Below are 17,799 nucleotides of genomic sequence, written 5' to 3' on the forward strand. Positions count from 1 at the left end.
ATTACTTCTTTCCGGTGGTATTCGGGAAGAGGCCGTCAGGACGGGAAGAACCGTCCCAGCTGAACAAGCTGACCTTGTTGTTAGCCTCGTAGACACCGGTGGACACGGGGGTCGGGCGACCCTCCATGTCGTTGAACGCATCGCCGTACATGCCGGGTCCGCCATCCACGCTCAGGGAGCAGCCCATTTCCTCAAGGTTGTGGGCGTCTTCCATGTGAGCCTTCGGAATGACGTAACGCTCGTTGTACTTAGCGATAGCCATCAGGCGGTACATCTCGTACACCTGCTGACCAGTCATGCCAACTGCCTGAGCAATCTCCTCGTTGCCTTCGCCACCGAGGTTGATGTCACGCATGTACGAACGCATCGCAGCCAGGCGGCGCAGAACGTTAGTAACAACCTCAGTGTCACCAGCGGTGAACAGCTCAGCCAGGTACTCAACCGGAATACGGAGAGACTCAATAGCGCCGAACAGGTTGTTGCTGTTCTCTGCATCGTGGCCCTGCTCCTTGAGCAGGTCAACAATCGGAGACAGCGGCGGCACGTACCAAACCATCGGCATGGTGCGGTACTCGGGGTGCAGGGGCAGAGCCACCTTCCACTCCTTCGCCAGCTTGTACACGGGCGACTTCTGAGCTGCAGTAATCCACGCATCGGGGATGTCGTTCTTACGAGCCTGCTCAATCACAGCCGGATCCGAAGGATCAAGCATCAGCGACAGCTGAGCCTCGTAGAGGTCCTTCTCGTCCTCAACCGAAGCAGCCTCAGTCACGCGGTCTGCATCGTAGAGGAAGATACCGATGTAGCGCATACGACCAACACAGGTCTCAGCACACACGGTCGGAATACCAGCCTCAATACGGGGGTAGCAGAAGGTACACTTCTCAGCCTTACCCGTCTTGTGGTTGAAGTACACCTTCTTGTAGGGGCAGCCGGTGATGCACTGACGCCAACCGCGGCAACGGTCCTGGTCAACCAGAACGATACCGTCCTCAGCGCGCTTGTAGATAGCGCCGGAGGGGCAAGAAGCCATGCAGGAGGGGTTCAAGCAGTGCTCACAAATACGAGGCAGGTAGAACATGAAGGTCTGCTCGAACTCGAACTTAATCTTGTCCTCAGCCTTCTTGCGAACCTTCTCAACCAGCGGGTCCAGGTGACCGTACTCGGTCGCACCAGCCAGGTTGTCGTCCCAGTTCATACCCCACTCGACCTTGGTGTCCTCACCGGTGATGAGGGAGACCGGCTTAGCAGCCGGGAAGTCATCACCCAGAGGAGCACTGGTCAGGTTCTGGTAATCGTAGGTCCAGGGCTCGTAGTAGTCGTTCAGCTCGGGCTGAATCGGGGAAGCAAAGATCGTGAAGAGCTTCTGGAAGCGGTTACCGCTCTTGAGCTCCAGACGACCGCGCTTGTTCAGCACCCAGCCGCCCTTCCACTTCTCCTGATCCTCGTAACGGCGGGGGTAACCCTGACCGGGGCGAGTCTCAACGTTGTTGAACCAGACGTACTCGGTACCGGCTCGGTTCGTCCATGCCTGCTTACAGGTCACGGAGCAGGTGTGGCAGCCGATGCACTTATCGAGCGCCATCACCATAGCAACTTGTGCCATAACGCGCATTAGAAAGTTACCTCCTGGGACTTACGGCGACGGATGTACGAGACGATGTCTCGCTGGTTACCGGTCGGTCCAAGATAGTTGAAGGCGAACGCCTGGTGAGCGTAGCCACCAATCATGTGGGTGGGCTTCAGAAGAATACGGGTCACCGAGTTGTGAATACCACCGCGCTTGCCGGTGACTTCAGACTTCGGGCTCACGGTACGCTCCTGAGCGTGGTGGACGTAGCAGACGCCCTCGGGCATACGGTGCGAAACGACCGCACGGCCGACGAAGACACCGTTGTTGTTCACACACTCAATCCACTCGCCATCCTTGACGCCAATCTTCTCAGCGTCCTGCGGGCTCATCCATGCAGTCGGACCGCCACGGAACATGCTCAGCATGTAGTGGTTATCGAAGTACTGCGAGTGGATTGCCCACTTGTTGTGCGGGGTCAGGTAGCGAACAGCAACCGAAACGCCATCGGTAGTACCGAGCTCAGGCTCGTTGTACAGGCCGGTCATATCCAGCGGCGGACGGTAAATCGGCAGAGCCTCGCCCATTTCGTGCATCCAGTCGTGGTCGAGGAAGAAGTGCATACGGCCGGTCAGGGTGTGGAACGGCTTCTTCTTCTCGATGTTGACGGTGAACGGAGCGTAACGGCGACCGCCGGTCTCCGAACCGGACCACTCGGGGGAGGTCATCACGGGCTGCGGTGCGGCCTGGGTCATGGGGAAGGTAATACGACGTTCCTCGTTACCTTCTGCCAGGTCCATCAAGTGCAGACCGGTCTGCTTCTCAAGCTCCTTGAAGCCCTTGACAGCGACCTCACCGTTGGAGGTACCGGAAATCATCAGGATTGCTTCAGAGACCTTCACATCGGTGTCCAGTGCCGGGCGGCCTGCGCCCTTACCGGAATCCATCACACCGAATTCCTTAGCCATCTTCGCAACTTCGTCCTTCAGGTCGTAAGTCACGAACTTGGTGGTAGCACCGAGCTTGTCGAACAGCGGACCAACGGTGGTGTACATGTCGTACAGTGCGCCGTAGTCACGCTCGACAGTGACGAAGTTCGGCATGTTCTTGCCGGGCACGCCCACCATACCGGGGGTGTTCTTCCAGTCGGGTGCGTGACCGCCAGGCTGAGCAATCTGGCCGGGGGTGTCGTGCAGCAGCGGGACCGAAACGATGTCCTTACGGACGCCGAGGTGCTTCTTAGCCAGGCGGCTGAACTCAAACGCCAGTGCCTTGAAGGTCTCGTGGTCGGTCTTTGCCTCCCACGGCGGGTCAATTGCCGGGGAGAACGCGTGCAGGAACGGGTGCATATCGGTCGAGGAGATATCGTGCTTCTCGTACCAGGTAGCAGTCGGCAGAACGATGTCAGACAGCAGGGTCGTGGAGGTCATACGGAAGTCCGAGGTGACCAGCAGATCCAGCTTGCCCTGAGGTGCGTCCTCAACCCACTTCACTTCGTTCGGCAGCTTCTCCGAGTCGGAGCCCTGGACGTTGTCCATGCTACCGACCAGGTGCTTCAGGAAGTAGCTCTCACCCTTAGCGGAGGAACCGAACAGGTTTGAACGCCACAGGGTCAGGGTACGAGGCCAGTTGACGGGGTTGTCAACGTCCTCAACGGAGAACTCCAGGTCACCGGAGTTCAGGCGCTGTGCAATGTAGTCCGCGTTCGAGGAAGCCTCGCCGCGTGCCACAGCCTGCTCTGCCTTGTCTGCCAGGTCCAGCGAGTTCTCAGGGAACTGCGGGTAGAACGGCATCCAGCCCATACGGGTAGAACGTGCCACAACGTCAGCAGTGTGAACGTCGCGCAACTCGCCCTTAGCCAGCGGGGACTGCAGGTAGTCGGTGGAGTATGCATCCTGACGGAACTGGTCAGTGTGCATGTACCAGAAGCCGGTACCAATCATGTGACGCGGCGGACGGCTCCAGTCCAGAGCGTTCGCAATGTTGGTCAGACCAGTCAGCGGACGTGCCTTCTCCTGGCCCACGTAGTGAGCCCAACCGCCACCGTTACGGCCCTGGCAACCGGTCAGGTTCAGCAGAGCGAGAATAGCGCGGTAGGTGGTGTCAGCGTGGTACCACTGGCAGATACCTGCACCGAAGATGATCATGGAGCGGCCGCCGGAATCCAGGGCGCTCTTAGCGAACTCGCGGGCAACGCGGATAACAGCCTCGGCGGGGACAGAAGTAATCTGCTCCTGCCATGCCGGGGTGTTCTGAACGTCCCAGTCCTCGTAGTCCTTAGCCCAGGTACCGGGCAGGCCCTCACGGCCCACACCGTACTGTGCCAGCATGATGTCGAAGACGGTGGTGACTTCGTGGCCTTCAACGTAAGCTACGGGCACACCGCGGGTAATGACGTCGCCGTGACCCTTCGGGTTGTCGAAGGTCGGCATCTTGATCTCTGCAGCTGCAGTCTGGCCCTGGGGCAGGTCGCGAATCGACAGGATCGGCTTACGGCCCTGCAGGTCCAGGTTCCACTTGCCCTGGTCTTCCTGAGCGTAACGGTGACCCATGGTGCCGTTGGGAACGAAGACCTCACCGGTCTCGCGGTCCATCAGGACGGGCTTGAAGTCAGCGTTCGGCTGCTCAGCCTCGCCAGCGAGCTTAGCAGCGGTCAGGAACTTGGAGGGGACCTTAACGCCGTCTTCACGGGTTTCCAGGGTGACCAGGAAGGGAAGGTCGGTGTAGGTCAGGGAGAAGTCCTCGAAGAACTCGACACGCTGGTCGACGTAGTTCTCCTTGAGGATGACGTGGCCCATCGCCATTGCCAGTGCCGCGTCGGTACCTGCCTGGGCGGGTAGCCACTCGTCAGCGAACTTGGTGTTGTCGGCGTAGTCGGGGCTCACGGTGACAACCTTGGTACCGCGGTAGCGGACCTCGGAGACCCAGTGAGCATCCGGGGTACGGGTCAGCGGAACGTTTGCACCCCACATGATGAGGTATGCAGCGTCCCACCAGTCGCCGGACTCGGGAACGTCGGTCTGGTCGCCGAAGACCTGCGGGGAAGCCACGGGGAGGTCAGCGTACCAGTCGTAGAAGCTGGTCATGACGCCACCGGCCAGCTGGATGTAGCGAACACCCGCGCTGAAGGACGCCATGGACATTGCCGGAATCGGGGTGAAGCCGGTGTTACGGTCGGGGCCGTAGTACTTGATGGTGTGCACGTGAGCAGCAGCCATCAGCTCGAGAGCCTCAGCCCAGGTCGAGCGCACCAGACCACCCTTACCACGTGCGTTCACGTAGCGTGCACGCTTGGCGGGGTCGGACACGATGGAGTGGAAGGCGTCCACGGGATCGTTGTGGATTGCCTTCGCTTCGCGGTACATCTCCAGCAGGAGACCGCGAACGTAGGGGTACTTAACGCGAGTGGGAGAGTAGGTGTACCACGAGAATGCTGCACCGCGGGGGCAACCGCGGGGCTCGTACTCGGGGCGGTCGGGACCAACCGAGGGGTAATCGGTTTCCTGTGCTTCCCAGGTGATAATGCCGTCCTTGACGTACACCTTCCAGGAGCAGGAGCCGGTGCAGTTCACGCCGTGGGTAGAGCGAACTTCCTTATCGTGGCTCCAACGGTCGCGGTAGAAGGCGTCACCTTCGCGGCCGCCTTCACGGAAGACGGCGCGGCCGTCTTCAGTCTCATCCCAGCGGGAGAAGAACTTACCGAACTTGATCAGCTGATCGGTAAGGGGGCCATCCGGGCCCTTAATCTGTGATGCTTGTTCCATACTGCCCAATATATCGGAAATTTGGCATAGAAAATACGAGATAAAAACCTTGCCTAATTCATGCGAAATAAGGGTGTTTTAGACCGTAAGCCAGGCGGAAATTCCACCCTCAAGCATGTACACAGAACGCTCCTCCAGAGGCGCTATTTCACGAGCCGCTTCAACCGTTCGGGTGTATCCGGTGCAGTAAATAACGATTTTCTGGGCATTTGCGGGGATTTTACGCTCAATCAGGGCTTTGAGGGAGTCATTTCGAGCCGCTTCAAGCAATTCAGTGAGGGGCAGATTAATGGCACCGTCAATCGCAAAGGCATTGAACTCCACCTGCTCACGGACATCCAAAAGGGCAATATTTTCACCTGATGACATCTTTTTAAGGTCCTGAGCGCTCATCGAGCGGGGTTTCGAGTCAGCAGAAGAGCTTGTAAAATCCTGAGAAATATTACGAATTGTTACATAATTTTTGGGCTTATGACTTGTTTCTTGGGGCAAAACAGCGCTTTTCTTAGGTACAGCTTGCACGCTAGCTACAAGAGGTATATATTCCCACCTTCCGCTTAATGCCGAATATAGGCCAACCTCACCTATGAGCGGCTCCCCCACCCCGGTCAGCAACTTCACCGCCTCCATGGCCATCGCAGCACCCACCACGCCAGCCATAGCACCCACCACGCCAGCAGTACTACACGACGGCACGCTACCGGCAGCAGGAGCATGAGGGTACAAATCCTCATACACCGGACCGCGACCAGCCCAAAACACACTCAGCTGCGCATCAAAACCAAGGATCGCAGCCCATACATGCGCAATCCCAGCACGCGCAGCCGCCGCCGACACCACATAACGCGACTCGAAATTATCGCTACCATCCAGCACCAGGTCAGCACCAGACAGAAGCTCATCAACATTCGCCTCCGTCAAACGCTCACGCACCGGCACAACCTCAATAAAAGGATTCAGCGAGCGCAAAGACTCTGCGGCAGACTCAGCCTTAGAATTACCCACTCTGGCGTGCGTATGAATCACCTGGCGGTGCAGATTCGAGGCATCCACGAAATCATCATCAACCACCACAATCTGACCGACCCCGGCACCCGCCAGGTACAGCAGCGCGGGAGCACCCAAACCGCCAGCACCCAGCACCACCACGCGTGCGCGCTTGAGCGCCAACTGAGCCTCGTAACCCATTTCGGGCAGAATCAGCTGACGAGAATAGAACGCACGCTCAGCGGCAGAGAGCTCGCCCGTGCCGGTTGAAGGCTGAGAAGACATAGGGATTCCTCGCGTCTAGTAGTAGAGGTGACTTGAGCTTTCAAGGAGAATAAGCCTGCCCGAGAGAAAACCCCCTGACAGGCTTATATAGAGATATCAGAATATTCAGAAGGCTAAGCGGGAGAAGTGTCCACACCAACCCACTCGATGCTTCCATCGAGCAGTTCCTGTTCCTTCCAAATCGGTACACGAGCCTTCACCCGGTCAGCCACCAGCTCACAGGCATCAAACGCGCGGCCACGGTGAGCAGCCGCCGCCATCACGGTCAGAGCCGACTCACCAATAGCAATCGGACCCACACGATGCACAGCCCACAGACGCACACCGTCCAGCTCGGCAGCAACCTCGGCGGCAACCTCCGCAATATACTCACGAGCCTGCGGATGCGCGCTATAGGACAGCCCGCGAACCGCACTACCGTGATCATGGTTGCGTACAATGCCGTCAAAAATTACCAGGGCACCCATAGCGTCAGTCATGACCTCAGCCTTAGCCGCCGCGTACAGCGGCTCCAGGGGCGCTTCCGTAATATCGGTGAACACCACGGTCGAGCCGCTCGGCTCAGCACCGTGCGCACCCGAATGGTCCAGGGATTCTTCGTTCTGCGGCTTAGTGGTCATGGTAGTCCTCCATCTGACGGCAAATGTGCTCAACAAGCGGGTCGAGGGTTGCCACGCCGTCCTTCACACCACCGCGCGAACCGGGCAGGGTCATCACGAAGGTTCGGTCAATGACGCCCGCCACGCCGCGTGAAAGCACCGCCGCGGGAACGTTCTTCAGACCGTTCATCCAGAAGGCGTGCATGATGCCGGGTACTTCCTTGTCCAGGTGGGGGCGAACCGCCTCCACGGTCTGGTCGTCAGAGTTCAGACCGGTACCACCGCTGGTCAGGATGAAGGTCGGTAGGTTACCGTTCTTCTTACCTTCAGCCACCAGGGTGTTGAAGTACTCGACAATATCGCGGTCTTCAATGACCACGGCATCCGGGGTGTCGAAGCCGCGCGAGCGCAGCCACTCCACGGCGATGGGGCCGGACTTATCCTCGTACACACCGCGGGCTGCACGGGTGGAGGCGACAATCACCAGGCCGGTGAGGTTCTCGGGCATGGTGTAGTCTTCGCTACTCATTGGCTTTCCTTTTCTGTATCTATCAGGTGGCGGTGGGATCGGTGGGGGCGGTGTGCCGCCGTAACTTAGGAGTCCTCGCGGACGGACCAGTCGCCGGACTTGCCGCCGCTCTTCTCCAGAACACGGATATCGGTAATGACGGCGTGCTTATCGACTGCCTTAATCATGTCGAAAACGGTCAGCGCCGCCGAGGAGACGGCGGTGAGCGCCTCCATCTCTACGCCGGTGACGCCGCGGGTCTTCACGGACGCCTCAATACGCACGAAGTCGGTGCCACGCTCAAAGTCCACCGTGATCTTACCCAGGGGCAGCGGGTGGCAGAGGGGAATGATTTCCGGGGTGCGCTTAGCGCCCATGATGCCGGCAACGCGTGCAACGGGAAGAGCATCGCCCTTGGGCAGATCGGCATCAAAAATCATGGCGATAACGTCTTCGCGGGTGCGCACGGTCGCCTCAGCCAGGGCGGTGCGGGTGGTAACCGCCTTCTCCGTAACATCCACCATGTGCGCCGAGCCGTCGGCGCGCACATGGGTCAGTTCCTGGTTGGGCTGCGAGGTAGAGGTCATCGTTTCTCCTGGCTTCTGCGCGGTATTCTTCTGCCGCGAATCGTTACTTAGTGTGAGTCTCAATTATTCCTTGTCTATCGGACAAGGAACAATGCGGGGCGTTTCGTTTAGTTATCGGTGAGGCGAATGCGGTGGTAGTGTACCGCCTCTCCCCCGGTGTAGGTGGTTCCGGGTGCCAGCTCGATGAGCACATCCGCCTGGGCGGCGCGGTGCAGCAGGTGCGAGCCTGAGAGGATGTCCGGGTAGAGCTCCACCCGGTAGGTTCCGGGTTCCACCTCGACCATGGCGAGGGTGCCGCGCAAGAACTGGCGCTTGGTCGCCGGTGCGGTAAGCGGGGTGTCGGTGATGAGCACGCCTCGGGGTGCGTTGTTCAGGGTTGCCTGTTCAGAGGCAACCGCGTGGGGCACACCGTAGGGGCCGCCGGCTCGCAGGTAGGGGCGCAGAATCAGCGCGTACGAGATGAGGGTGCTCACCGGGTTGCCGGGGAAGGAAATCATGGGCACGCGGTGGCCCTTGAAGTCGAGCAGGTTCACGCCCTGGGGGCCGCCAGGCTGCTGGCTGACGTGGCCAAACCAGGAGACGGGCACCAGAATATCGGCTTCGTGCGCCTTGGCGATGGCGTTGCGGACCACCTCGTATTTACCGTGGCTGATACCGCCCGAGGTGATGATGATGTCCGGTTTGAAGCTCTCGTATTCTGCCGTGAGGCGGTGCAGTAGCTCGATAGGATCGTCACCGATAGCGATACGCCGCACCTCCGCTCCGTCTTCGCGGAGCATGGCGGTGAGCATGGGGCCGTTGGCGTCAAAAATCTGGCCCTGGCCGAGTTCCTGGGTGGTGGCGCTGCCGTCTTCTTCAACACCGGAGAGGATCTCGTCGCCGCCGGTGCAGACGAGCACGCGGGGACCTGCCGCGACGGTCAAGCGGGCATAGCCCTGGGATGCGAGCGCACCGAGCAGAGCGGGGGTGACGCGTTCACCGGCGCGTGCGAGGACCTGACCGGTGACGACGTCTTCACCGCGGCGGCGCACGAACTGCCCGGGCTTGCCGGGGGCAAGTTTGACCTTTTCGCTGGGGCGGCCGAAGGATTCGGGCAGGTCGGGGTATTCGATGCGTTCGGACTGTTCGACGGGAATAACGGCATCGTAGCCCTTGGGCATGGGCGCGCCGGTCATGATGGGGTAGGTCAGGTCGTCGGAGGAGCGGGAACGCTGCAGGGGGCGGCCTGCGGGGATTTCACGTCCGACGGTGAAGATGCGGTCTTCGCGTTCTGCAGCTTCGGCGGTGAGGGCGTAGCCGTCCATTTGGGAGTTGTCGAAGCTGGGTACGTCCATGCGTGCGGTGACGTCTTGGGCGAGGATGCGTCCTGCCGCGTGGTAGAGGGGAACCGTTTCTGCTGTGCCGATGAAGACTTCGCGTAGCAGTAACGCCAGGTAGGCGCGGTATTCTTCGGTGCTGGGGGTTCCGTTGAATTCGGGGGAAATCATGGAGGTTCCAATCGTGCGGCGGCGGTTATGACTAGTGTAGGTGTGTGTTTGCGGGCTGGTAAATGGAGCTTGTCCTAAGGCTCTCTGTATACCAGGTGTGGGTGGGGTGAGCGGAGGGGTGGCTTATCGGGTGCTTTCGCGTAGTTTTTTGAGGGCGCGGATTAGGCCGAGGACCCCGAAGATTCCTAGGTAGAGGCTGATGAGAATCAGGGCGCTTCCGAGGGCGCTGGGGATGTCGCTGCTGTTGATGGCTAGGTCGATGGCGAGGGGTATGGTTTGGGTTTTGCCTTGCACGTTGCCGGCGAAGGTGACGGTTGCGCCGTATTCGCCGAGGGCGCGGGCGAAGGAGAGCAGGAAGGCGGTGGCGAGGCCGGGCGCGGCGAGGGGCAGGAGCACTTTGAAGGTGATTTCTGCGGGTTTAGCGCCTTCGACGAGGGCGATTTCTTCGTATTCGCGGGGAATAGCCTGCAGGGTGGTGACCGCGGTGGCAACGAAGAAGGGTAGGGCGACGAAGACCTGGGCGATAATCACCGCGTTGGGGGTGAAGGGGATGGAGATTCCTGCCTGGTAGAGGTAGGTGCCGATCATGCCTTTGCGTCCCCAGAAGAAGAGCAGACCGAGTCCGGAGACGACCGGGGAGAGAATCACCGGGGTGTAGATGATGGCGTAGAGAACTGATCCGAATCGGTGTAGCCGCGAGCGGTTGAGCACTTTGGAGAGCACGAGCGCCAGGGGTGCACCGAGAAGCCCGCAGATGAGGGTGGAGGCGGCGGCGGTGCTGAGGGAGAGGTTTGCCGCCCCAAGCACCTGCGGGGTGAAGATGCTGCCGAGCTGGTTCCAGGGGATGTTGAGGAAGAGCCCGAGGAGGGGTCCGGCAATGAGGAAAATACCCAGCGACGCCGGAACCAGGAAGAGCACGGGCACGGAGGCGAAGAGGCTACTTCCGGGTGTGCGTGAGGTTCCGGCGTTGTGGCGGGTAGCGGTAGTGTCTGTCATGGGTGATGAGACGCGGGTTGTTCCCTACTGTGGCGGTGCTGAATTACTGTGCGGTGTTGAAGCCGTACTCGGTGAGGATTTTCTTCGCTTCGTCGGAGTTCTTCAGCCATTCGTTGAACTTCTTCGCGGTTTCGGAGGAAGAGCCGGTCTTGCTGAGCGCTGCGGGGTATTCGTTGCGTTCCACATCGGTCAGCTCGACGGAGCCGAGGTTGACACCCTTCTTCTTGGCGGCGGCGAGGTCGGTGGTGTAGATGAAGCCCGCATCGGCGTTACCGGTGGTGACCTTGGTTGCTACGTCGGTGACCTTGCTTTCGGTGGTTGCGTTCTTGAGGGTAATGTCGTGCTTCTTCAGTTCCTGGTGAGCGATGGTACCGCAGGGGACGTCTTCTTTGCAGACTGCGACGACGCCGTCGGTGGTCTTGAGGTCGTCGAGGCTGTTGATCTTGCCGGGGTTGCCTTCGGCGGTGACGAGCACGAGCTTGTTGGTGACCAGAACGTTGGTTTTGGAGTCGGAGAACTGGTCGAGCTTCTTTGCTTTGTCCATGTTCTTGGTGTCTGCGGTGATGAGCAGGTCGGGGGTTGCGCCCTGTTCAATCTGGTTGACGAGCTTTGCGGAGCCTTCGTAGACGAAGGTGACGTCTACGCCGGGGTTGGCGGCTTCGTATGCCTTTTCAAGGTCTGCACCTGCGTTGTTCAGGGAGGCTGCGGCGAAGACTTCGACCTTGCCGGAGGCAGCCTGGCTGCTTACCGCAGATGAGGAGGAGCTCTGGGTGGCACCGCATCCGGTGAGAGCGAGGGTTGCTGCGGCGAGCGCGCTGAGGGCTGCGAGGGGGCTCTTCATGAGGTATTTCCTTGGTTAGTTCGTACTGCTATTGAAGGTGAGGTGCGTCCATGTGCGGGCTCTGTATGACGTTCCTTGTACGTCCCTAGCTTGTACATGCGGCGTTACTTCGTCGTGGTTGTCTGCCGTGGCGCAGTTGTAACTTACCCTGCACACACTATGTACGGGGCGCCGGAACATGGAATAATCATATTGTCACCTGAAATATGCAAATTTTCCACATAGGTTTTACATGGCGTACACGGCGAATTCGGCCTCTTCTGAGCTCATTGCGGGCCCAACGTTAAGCACCTTATCTTCTGCGGAGGGTAACGGGGCTGCTTTTATTACGCCCAAAAAATCTGAGAGTGGCGTAAAGGTCGAGCGTAAGCTCCCGAATATTACGAACAGCGGTCCGCTCTTGGACCGTTGGGGTCGCGTGGCAACGGATCTGCGCATCTCTCTGACCGATAAATGTAATCTTCGTTGCATTTATTGCATGCCGGCGGATGGTTTGCAGTGGCTTCCCAAGGAGAATCTGCTCTCCGCCGAGGAGATTGCGCGCCTTGCCGATATTGCGATTACTGAGCTGGGCGTAGAGGAGATCCGCTTTACCGGTGGCGAGCCGCTGGTGCGCGCCGATTTGGTGGACATTATTTCCCGTATCCATCAGGCGCATCCGGATGTTCCGCTTGCTATTACGACGAACGGTATTGGTTTGGAGAAGCGTGCCGCCGCCCTGGCGGAGGCTGGTCTGACCCGCATCAATGTTTCTCTGGATACGATTTGCCGTGAGACTTTCGCGGCTCTGGCTCGCCGCGACAAGCTCGATGCCGTGCTCAAGGGTATTGACGGTGCTGCCGAGGCTGGTCTGTGGCCCATCAAGATTAATGCTGTGCTGATGCCGGGTCTGAATGATGATCAGGCTCCGGAGCTTCTGCGCTGGGCGTTGGCGGGTGGCTATCAGCTGCGTTTTATTGAGCAGATGCCGCTGGATGCCGATAACCGTTGGACCCGCGAGGGCACGATTACTGCCGCTGAGATTCGCGAGAAGCTATCGGCTGAGTACGTTCTGGGTTCGGTGGCTGAGGCACGTGGTGACTCCCCCGCCCAGCTGTGGGAGGTGTACCCGCTCGGCACTGCCCTGGATGAGGCAGGATTCCCGGCTGACGGCACCGAGTCGCTGGGCCGTGTGGGCATTATCGCCTCGGTGACGGAGTCGTTCTGCAATGCGTGCACCCGCACCCGTCTGACGGCGGACGGCAAGATTCGCTCGTGCTTGTTCTCTGACACTGAGACTGACCTGATGCAGCTTCTGCGCTCCGGCGCTGACGATCAGCAGCTGGCTCTGCGTTGGCGTGAAGGCATGTGGTTTAAGCCACGCGCTCACGGCAAGGAAGACGCTGACTTCGATATTGAGGAGTTCGCCAAGGCGAGCCGCTCGATGAGCGCTATTGGTGGCTAAGGAAGCTACCCTATTTATTAGCCGGATATACAGCCAAATATGCGTGGGACAAGGTCTTTTACTGGTACCTTGCGCCCCCCTGGCTTTCGGCTACCCTGCTCAGAGTTTATTCAAGGATTGAGGAGCATTATGCAGGTTCATTTTTTCGCTGCCGCGCGTTCTGCGGCGGGTACCGCGCAGCTGTCGGTGCCCCTGGCTGAGCTGCCGTCTGCAACTCTTGGCGCGCTGATTGAGCATCTGGGCCAGAGTTTGGAGGGTACAACCCCTTCGGGTCTGACTCTTGCGCAGGTCATGGAGCAGTGCTCGTTCCTGGTCAATGGCTCCCGTTCTGATGCGCAGGCTCCGCTACAGGATGCCGATCGTGTGGACGTTCTGCCTCCCTTTGCGGGTGGATAATGCGGGCGGATAAGATGCCCGGTTCTGAGCTTCCCGCTGAGGGTGATTTTTCGTGCGCCGCGGTCGTTGTTGCCGGAGGCGCTTCTCGCCGCCTGAACCACGTTCCGAAGGCGTCCCTGTCTGACGGCACGAGCACCCTGCTGGATTGCGCCCTGGAGGCGGTGGCGAGCGCGTCCCCGCGCGTGGTGGTGGGTCCTGAGAGCTTGCCGTTGCCGTCGGGGGTGTTGCACACTCGTGAGGATCCGCCGTTTTCGGGTCCTGCCGCTGCGATTCATGCCGGGTTGGAGTGTATTGCGACGGATTGCGAGCGCTCGCAGGCGCCGCTGCCGAGCTGGTGCCTGATTTTAGGCGTAGATACTCCGCGTATTGCTCCGGCGGTTCAGCAGTTACTTACCGCCGCGCGGGGTGCCGAGCAGGCCGCGACCGCTACCCCCTCCCCCACCGATTCTGAAGCGCCCAACGATTCTGAAGCATCTGCAGGTTTCTGGGGTGTTTCTGAGGGCATCTATCAGCCGCTGGTGGGTATTTACCGTTTTGAGGCGATCCGTTCGGTCTTTTCGACCGGCACGACTGACGCTTCTGTTCGTTCTTTTTTGCGCCGTTTGAACCCCGCGGCGGTGGAGATGTCTGCCGCTGATACCGCCGATGTTGATACGTGGGAGCAGGCGCAGGCTCTTGGCTATACGACTTCGCTCTGGTCGAGTTATTAGCATCTGAGGCGCGCGGGAGCGCTAGTTGCCAAGCTACGAGTACCCTAGTGGTAGGTCTCAGTTCTTAACGCCCGACCCGGCGATGTTTTTGAGCTCGCGCGCTGTTGCGCGTCCCGCACACACTTTTACGAGGTACGATGTCTCACCATATTCCTTCTGTTTCGTGGCAGCAGGCCCGTCAGATTCTGCATGAGGAGGGCCAGCAGGTTGCGCCCCATGTTAAGACGGAATCTTTGCCGCTGTTGGCGACGATTGGCCATTATTTGGCGGCCGATATTTATTCGGTGATGCCGGTGCCCCACTACAGCTCTTCCGCGATGGACGGTTACGCTGTGGCGGGTGTGCCTCCGTGGCGTCTGGTGACTCCTGCGTACCCGGAGGATTCTCGCGCGAATATTCACCGTCTAACGGTGCCGATTGCTCCGGGTGAGGCGACCCCAATTCTGACGGGTGGCTTGATCCCGGAGGGCGCGGAGGCGATTGTGCGTGAGGAGCATTCGCGTCTGTATGAAGGTGCGGAGGGTTCTTCGCATCCGGGCGTGAGCGCTCATTTGGAGACTGCGTCGAGCATTCATTACCTGGATATGGCGGAGGGTTTTGAGCCTCCAGCACCGGGTGCTGATATTCGCCATGCTGGTGCTGAGCTGGAACGTGGCGAGTTGTTGGCGCGCCACGGTGACCGTGTGTCTGCTCGTATGGCGGCATTCTTGGGCACGAATGGTTTTGATGAGTTGCCGGTGTATGCCCCGATTCCGGTGCGTTGCGCGTTTACGGGTAATGAGGTCATTACCTTTGGTGTGCCTGCGCCGGGTCAGGTGCGTGATGCCTTTGGCGGCTTCATGGAGCATGCGATTATTTCTGCTGGTTGCGAGGCGCGCCCGTCGATTCGCCTGGCGGATGTTGAGTCTGAGTTCCGCACGTTCTTGTCCACGTCGACGGCTCGTGTGCTGGTGTTTACGGGCGGGTCGAGCACTTCGGGTGTTGATTTGGTGCGTAAGGTGCTCAACGATATGGGTGCGACGTATCTGTTTGAGTCGGTGGATGTGCGTCCGGGGCACCCTGCATTGGCTGCGCGCCTGCCGGTTCCGGAGACAGGCCCGAATTCGGGTCGTGAGCGTTTTGTGCTGGGTCTGCCGGGTAATCCTTTGGCGGCTTACACTGCCCTGTATTCGTATTTGCCGCCGCTTTTGGCTGGTATGAGGGATATGCCTCTGCCGGAGCTGGATTCTGCGGTTCTGGGTGAGCCTGTTGATACTTTGCGTAAGCCAGCGGGGGCTCGTCTGCTTCCCGTGTCGGTGCGTGATGGTGTGGCGTATCCTCTGCCGAAGTCGGCGTCGCATATGCTGTCGTCGTTGGCGGCGGCTACTCACTGCGCGGTGTTGGATGATTCTTCGGTTCGGGGTTCTGCTCATGAGGTGGGGGCCCGGGTTCCGATTATTCCGGTGCTGTAGTAAGGCGCTATTTTCCGGCGTTGGAATGTTTATGCGGTATGCGGTCGGGGTATAGTAGAGAGATATGTCAATCGTTTAGCATACCGAAGGGAGCCTCCGTGGCTAAGCCCAAACTCAGCGACGTTGCGGCCCTGGCGGGAGTCTCCCCCACCACGGTCTCCCGCGTGCTCAACAACCGCGGCTACCTGAGCGAAAGCACCCGCACCAAGGTCCACGAGGCAATGCGGGAACTCGGCTACCGGCCCAACGCCATCGCCCGTAGCCTGCAAGGTCAGCGCTCGCAGATGGTGGGCCTCATCTTCCCCACGGTCGCTAACCCCTTCTACGGGGAGATGGTGTACCGACTCGAAAGCTACCTCGCCGAGGCCGGATACCGGGTCATTCTCTGCAATAGCGACGATCACCCCGAGCAGGAAAAGCGCTACCTCGAGATGCTTTTCTCCAATCAGGTGGACGGCATTATCAGCGGCGCGCACTCTGACGCACTGGTGAATATTCCGCATGCCCAGGCTCCCCTGGTGACCGTGGACCGCCTCGAAAGCGGCTTTTACCCGAATATCCGTTCCGATAACTACGGAGGCGCTCGCGCCGCCACGGAGCACCTGATCGCCACGGGTGCGCAGAATATTGTGCACGTGACGTCGACCCTGGGTGAGCACAATGAGCGTCAGCGCGGATACCGTGAGGCAATGCTCGAAGCCGGACTCATGCCGGAGTTCCTGGAGCTGGGTTTCCGCCCCTCCCTGGGCATTAAGCGTGAGGTGCTCTACCGCTACCTCGACGAACGCGCCGATAGCCCGGAGCCGGTGGATGCGGTCTTCGCCTCCAACGATAATTACGCCGCGTTGGCGCTGGGCTGGGCGCGTGCACGCGCTATTCGTGTTCCTGAGGATTTCCAGGTGATTGGCTACGACGGCACGCAGAGCGTTCAGCTACTCATGCCGGAGTTGGCGACCGTGGTTCAGCCGATTGAGGGCATGGCAGCGCGTACCGCCCAGCGTCTACTGGAGCTCATTGAGCTACAGCAGGAGGAATCTTCAGAGAAGACCGCTCCCCCAATTACCCAGCCCGAGGATGTACTCCCGGTTGAGCTCCATCTGGGGGCGACGGTGCGTTCTATCCCGAATCTGGATCAGATTCAGCCTGACACCTCCGCCCCGGACGAGCTCCAATAAGATACTCCTCTTCTGACGATAAAAATCCGCCCCACCGTGCGAGTGCTCACGGTGGGGCGGATTTTGTATATACATTTATCGGTTTTGTGAGCGTCCGGAAGTTTTAGGAGTTGCGCTGCACAATCTCGGCCGGGCCGGTTCCAGGGTAGACCATGCCGACGGCGTGCGCCTTGGAGAAGATGCCGTGGAACGGGCCGAGGGAGAAGAATCCGCGGCGCTCGTAGAGGCGTGCACTGTCGTAGGTCGATGCTTCGAGGTAGGCGGGGTAGTCGCCAATGCGTTCGGTACCGTAGTCGAGTAGCTGGGAGCCAATGCCCCGGCTACGATACTCTTCGAGAACACCAATGTTGAAGAGGTACCAGTGCTTGTACGCGGGGCGGTACTTGAGCAGATGCAGCTCCATTAGGATCGCCTTCAGCAGAGTCTTGCAGCCGAGCGCCTTGTAGTAGGCGCCAATCTGCTTGAGTTCGTTAGCGAAGGAACCTTCCTGGGATTCGGGGGTGTTCCAGAGGCAGACACCCACGATTTTTCCGGTGGTGTTGTCAATAGCAATGTCGATACGTCCGCGGCCCTGGAAGTTACCGTAGACCTGCAGGGTCATGATTGCGCGGAGCTTGGCAAGTTCCTGTCGGCGGCTACCACCTGCAATGACTGCCATCATGGCGGGGTCTCCGTCGAATGCGGCAATCAGCACCTCGAGCGCATCTGCATATTCATGAGACTCGGCGGTGCGGACGGTATAGGAGGCTGAGGTCATATTCACCCTTTACAAAAGCTTGAAACTATACATAAATATTAGCTGGATTATTCACTCCTGGCTAATAAATTGTTCCTTATCAAGACATTTTTCATGGCCATGCACCAATGTGTGCCAGCTTATATTGCACCAATATGCATAATTTTAGCGAATATTTATTCACATACTTTTTGCACGCTCTTGCAGGAAAAATTGAACACCCCGCACCAGCTCTAGGGAGAGCGGTACGGGGTGCACATCAC

At 59.3% G+C, this 17,799-nt stretch carries 15 protein-coding genes; 5 read left to right on the top strand and 10 right to left on the bottom strand.

Going from position 1 to position 17,799, the window contains the following annotated elements:
- Nucleotide 1: 1 nt before the first annotated feature.
- The 9 genes from narH to modA form a co-directional block, all read right to left on the bottom strand.
- Nucleotides 2-1,615, bottom strand: coding sequence for a nitrate reductase subunit beta (narH, locus tag HMPREF2884_RS02065; protein ID WP_005504921.1), 1,614 nt, complete (start codon nucleotides 1,613-1,615; stop codon nucleotides 2-4).
- The gene (locus HMPREF2884_RS02070) at nucleotides 1,615-5,334 is read right to left on the bottom strand and encodes a nitrate reductase subunit alpha (RefSeq protein ID WP_070615160.1); all 3,720 of its coding nucleotides are present in this window, start codon (nucleotides 5,332-5,334) and stop codon (nucleotides 1,615-1,617) included. Before HMPREF2884_RS02070 ends, narH begins: the two co-directional genes overlap by 1 nt.
- A gap of 78 nt (nucleotides 5,335-5,412) precedes the next feature.
- Complete coding sequence (locus HMPREF2884_RS02075; RefSeq protein ID WP_070615163.1) at nucleotides 5,413-6,606, bottom strand: ThiF family adenylyltransferase; 1,194 nt, start codon at nucleotides 6,604-6,606, stop codon at nucleotides 5,413-5,415.
- 113 nt (nucleotides 6,607-6,719) lie between these two features.
- Nucleotides 6,720-7,226: a molybdenum cofactor biosynthesis protein MoaE gene (locus HMPREF2884_RS02080; RefSeq protein WP_005504913.1), complete on the bottom strand. Its 507-nt coding sequence runs from the start codon at nucleotides 7,224-7,226 to the stop codon at nucleotides 6,720-6,722.
- A complete protein-coding gene (locus HMPREF2884_RS02085) occupies nucleotides 7,216-7,734 on the bottom strand; it encodes a MogA/MoaB family molybdenum cofactor biosynthesis protein (RefSeq protein ID WP_005508377.1) in 519 nt (172 codons plus the stop codon). The genes HMPREF2884_RS02080 and HMPREF2884_RS02085 overlap by 11 nt, the downstream gene beginning before the upstream one ends.
- Before the next feature lie 65 nt (nucleotides 7,735-7,799).
- Complete coding sequence (moaC, locus tag HMPREF2884_RS02090) at nucleotides 7,800-8,300, bottom strand: cyclic pyranopterin monophosphate synthase MoaC (RefSeq protein ID WP_005504909.1); 501 nt, start codon at nucleotides 8,298-8,300, stop codon at nucleotides 7,800-7,802.
- Nucleotides 8,301-8,407: 107 nt separating this feature from the next.
- Complete coding sequence (locus tag HMPREF2884_RS02095; RefSeq protein ID WP_070615167.1) at nucleotides 8,408-9,787, bottom strand: molybdopterin molybdotransferase MoeA; 1,380 nt, start codon at nucleotides 9,785-9,787, stop codon at nucleotides 8,408-8,410.
- A 123-nt stretch (nucleotides 9,788-9,910) separates the two neighbouring features.
- Nucleotides 9,911-10,783: an ABC transporter permease gene (locus tag HMPREF2884_RS02100; protein ID WP_070615170.1), complete on the bottom strand. Its 873-nt coding sequence runs from the start codon at nucleotides 10,781-10,783 to the stop codon at nucleotides 9,911-9,913.
- Nucleotides 10,784-10,826: 43 nt separating this feature from the next.
- The gene (modA, locus tag HMPREF2884_RS02105) at nucleotides 10,827-11,624 is read right to left on the bottom strand and encodes a molybdate ABC transporter substrate-binding protein (RefSeq protein WP_070615173.1); all 798 of its coding nucleotides are present in this window, start codon (nucleotides 11,622-11,624) and stop codon (nucleotides 10,827-10,829) included.
- A gap of 232 nt (nucleotides 11,625-11,856) precedes the next feature.
- On the opposite strand from modA, the gene moaA reads away from it, so the two are divergent.
- The 5 genes from moaA (at nucleotide 11,857) to HMPREF2884_RS02130 (ending at nucleotide 16,800) form a co-directional block, all read left to right on the top strand.
- Nucleotides 11,857-13,068, top strand: a complete 1,212-nt coding sequence (gene moaA / locus HMPREF2884_RS02110) for a GTP 3',8-cyclase MoaA (protein WP_070615176.1) — start codon at nucleotides 11,857-11,859, stop codon at nucleotides 13,066-13,068.
- Between the two features lie 129 nt (nucleotides 13,069-13,197).
- Nucleotides 13,198-13,464, top strand: coding sequence for a MoaD/ThiS family protein (locus HMPREF2884_RS02115; RefSeq protein ID WP_070615179.1), 267 nt, complete (start codon nucleotides 13,198-13,200; stop codon nucleotides 13,462-13,464).
- Nucleotides 13,464-14,174, top strand: coding sequence for a molybdenum cofactor guanylyltransferase (locus HMPREF2884_RS02120; protein WP_070615183.1), 711 nt, complete (start codon nucleotides 13,464-13,466; stop codon nucleotides 14,172-14,174). Before HMPREF2884_RS02115 ends, HMPREF2884_RS02120 begins: the two co-directional genes overlap by 1 nt.
- Before the next feature lie 137 nt (nucleotides 14,175-14,311).
- A complete protein-coding gene (locus HMPREF2884_RS02125; RefSeq protein WP_070615186.1) occupies nucleotides 14,312-15,625 on the top strand; it encodes a molybdopterin molybdotransferase MoeA in 1,314 nt (437 codons plus the stop codon).
- Between the two features lie 98 nt (nucleotides 15,626-15,723).
- The gene (locus tag HMPREF2884_RS02130; protein WP_070615190.1) at nucleotides 15,724-16,800 is read left to right on the top strand and encodes a LacI family DNA-binding transcriptional regulator; all 1,077 of its coding nucleotides are present in this window, start codon (nucleotides 15,724-15,726) and stop codon (nucleotides 16,798-16,800) included.
- Nucleotides 16,801-16,903: 103 nt separating this feature from the next.
- On the opposite strand, the gene HMPREF2884_RS02135 is transcribed toward HMPREF2884_RS02130, so the two are convergent.
- A complete protein-coding gene (locus HMPREF2884_RS02135; protein WP_005504890.1) occupies nucleotides 16,904-17,557 on the bottom strand; it encodes a GNAT family N-acetyltransferase in 654 nt (217 codons plus the stop codon).
- Between the last annotated feature and the right edge of the window lie 242 nt (nucleotides 17,558-17,799).

This window comes from Rothia sp. HMSC073B08 (assembly GCF_001812975.1).
In the GTDB taxonomy this organism is placed as follows: domain Bacteria; phylum Actinomycetota; class Actinomycetes; order Actinomycetales; family Micrococcaceae; genus Rothia; species Rothia mucilaginosa.